Source organism: Pseudoxanthobacter sp. (assembly GCF_036822375.1).
Lineage (GTDB): Bacteria > Pseudomonadota > Alphaproteobacteria > Rhizobiales > Segnochrobactraceae > Pseudoxanthobacter.
Genome location: NZ_DAISHT010000148.1, coordinates 6,739 through 9,220, shown reverse-complemented (window position 1 = coordinate 9,220; position 2,482 = coordinate 6,739). Strand labels below are relative to the sequence as shown.

Sequence of the window (2,482 nt, the reverse complement as noted above, 5' to 3'; positions counted from 1 at the left end):
GGCAAGCCGGGCTGGTGGGGGCTGATGGTGGGGCCGGGCCGGCCGGTGGATACCGACCGCTTCTTCGTCATCTGCGCCAACGTGCTCGGCAGCTGCATGGGCACCACGGGGCCGGCCTCCACCAATCCGGCCACGGGCCGGCCGTGGGCGCTGGACCTGCCGCTGGTGACCATCGCCGACATGGTGCGTGCGCAGGAGATGCTGATCGACCGGCTCGGCATCGACCAGCTCTTTGCCGTGGTCGGCGGTTCCATGGGCGGCATGCAGGTGCTGCAGTGGGCGGTGAGCCGGCCGGAGCGCGTGTTCGCCGCCGTGCCGCTGGCCACCGGTGCACGCCACTCCTCGCAGAACATCGCCTTCAACGAGGTCGGCCGGCAGGCGATCATGGCCGATCCGGACTGGCATGGCGGGCGCTATCTGGAGGCCGGCACGCGGCCGGTGAAGGGGCTTGCGGTGGCGCGCATGGCCGCGCACATCACCTACATGTCGGAGGTCGGCCTGCAGCGGAAGTTCGGCCGCGCCCTGCAGAACCGCAGCGCCATCACCTTCGGCTTCGACGCCGATTTTCAGGTGGAGAGCTACCTGCGCCATCAGGGCCAGAGCTTCGTGGACCGCTTCGACGCCAACTCCTATCTCTATGTGACGCGGGCGATGGACTATTTCGACCTTGCCGCCGACCACGGCGGGGTGCTGGCCAGTGCATTCCGCGGCACGCGCACGCGGTTCTGCGTGGTCTCGTTCACCTCCGACTGGCTGTTCCCGACCCGTGAGAGCCGCGTGATCGTGCATGCGCTCAACGCGGCGGCGGCGAACGTGTCGTTCGTGGAGATCGAGACCGACCGCGGCCACGATGCCTTCCTGCTCGACGAACCGGAGATGCTGGCAACCGTGCGCGGTTTCCTCACCGGGGCGGCGCGCGCCCGGGGCATCGCTCCGCCGGCCGAGGCCGCCTGAGGCGGCCGGTTCCTGTTTTTCCCATCAGCTTTACAGACGAAATCATGGCCAACATTCAGCTCCCCGAGCCGCGCGTCGACCTGCGCGTGGTGGCCGATCTGGTGCAACCCGGCACCCGCGTGCTCGATGTCGGCTGCGGCGACGGTGCCCTGCTCGCCTTCCTTGCCGCCACGCGGCAGGTGGAGGGGCGCGGCATCGAGCTGTCGCAGGCCGGCGTCAACGACTGCGTTGCCCGCGGCCTTGCCGTGGTGCAGGGCGATGCCGACACCGATCTGGCCGATTATCCCGACGATGCCTTCGATTATGTCATCCTCAGCCAGACGCTGCAGGCCACGCGCGAGCCGCGCCGGGTGCTGGAGCATCTGCTGCGCATCGGCCGCCGGGCAATCGTGTCGTTCCCCAATTTCGGCCACTGGTCGGTGCGCCTGCATCTGGGCTTCCTCGGCCGCATGCCGGTCACGGAGAACCTGCCCTACACATGGTATGACACGCCCAACATCCATTTCTGCACCATCCGCGATTTCGTGACGCTGTCGCACGAACTGAACGCGGTGATCGAGCAGGGCGTGGCGCTGAATGCGGCCGGGCAGCGCATTCCGTTCCGCGCGCCGTGGGTGTTCTGGAACATCTTCGGCCAGCAGGCGGTTTTCCTGCTGCGGCGCTGAGGCGGCCTCAGGCCTTGTCGGGCGGCGCGGTGCAGCCGGGCGTCTCGTGGCGCTCCAGTGCGGCGCTTGCCGCGGGCCGCCGCCGGCGGGCGAAGCGGGCCACCGGATGGGCCCCGGCCATGGCGGGCACCAGCCGCGGCACCCGCAGCGCCCGGCCATCGCTGGCCACCGGCTGCCACAGCCGCTTTTCCGCCTCCACCACGATGAGCCCGGCGAAGGCCGGCGAAACCCGGCGGCCGATGCTCTCCAGCACCTTTGCGGCCCGCACCACCGGGCGCGCCCGCAGCGGCGGCATGAACAGCGCCTCGCTCCAGCCGGTGGGCGCCAGCTTGGCGCCGGCCAGAAGCTGGTCGAGCTGGCCGCGGCTGTAGGGCCGGCCGTTGCCGAAGGGGGTGGAATCGGCCCGCGCCCACAGGCCGCGCCGGTTCGGCACCACCGCCACCAGCCGGCCGCCGGGCGCCAGCACGCGCCAGATCTCGCGCAGCACCGCTTCCGGCGTCTCGGCCTCTTCAAGGGCGTGGACCACGAGCAGCCGGCTCACGCTGGCATCGGGCAGCGGCAGTTCGTCCTCGTTGACGAGGGCGGCGCGGTTGGCCCCTTCCGGCGGCCACGCGCAGATGCCCATGCGCGCCGGCATGAGGCTGACGGCGGTGCGCGCCCGGCCGGCAAAGCGGGCCATGAACGGAGCGGCGAAGCCCAGCCCGACCGCGCAGTCGTCGGCCGTGTCTCTGGCCATGTCCTTCAGGCGTGCCGCCACGATGCCTTCGACGGCATGGCCGAGCGGGCTGTCGTAGAAGGATCGGAGCGCGACCACGTCGAGGGGCATCGGACCTCTGGCCTTGTCGTTGCGGGCAGTCTCGCCG

General features: G+C 70.8%; 3 protein-coding genes. 2 read left to right on the top strand and 1 reads right to left on the bottom strand.

Going from position 1 to position 2,482, the window contains the following annotated elements:
- The coding region (locus V7067_RS12935; protein ID WP_334176315.1) for a homoserine O-acetyltransferase at window positions 1–954 on the top strand (954 nt) is incomplete at its 5' end.
- 44 nt (window positions 955–998) lie between these two features.
- Complete coding sequence (gene metW / locus V7067_RS12930) at window positions 999–1,619, top strand: methionine biosynthesis protein MetW (RefSeq protein ID WP_334176314.1); 621 nt, start codon at window positions 999–1,001, stop codon at window positions 1,617–1,619.
- A gap of 7 nt (window positions 1,620–1,626) precedes the next feature.
- On the opposite strand, the gene V7067_RS12925 is transcribed toward metW, so the two are convergent.
- Window positions 1,627–2,482: methyltransferase domain-containing protein (locus V7067_RS12925; protein ID WP_334176313.1), on the bottom strand; the 856-nt coding region annotated here is incomplete at its 5' end.

What these genes read in the sequence shown, in the direction of transcription:
- metW (WP_334176314.1), top strand. Translation starts at nt 999, where the DNA reads ATGGCCAACATTCAGCTCCCCGAGCCGCGCGTCGACCTGCGCGTGGTG.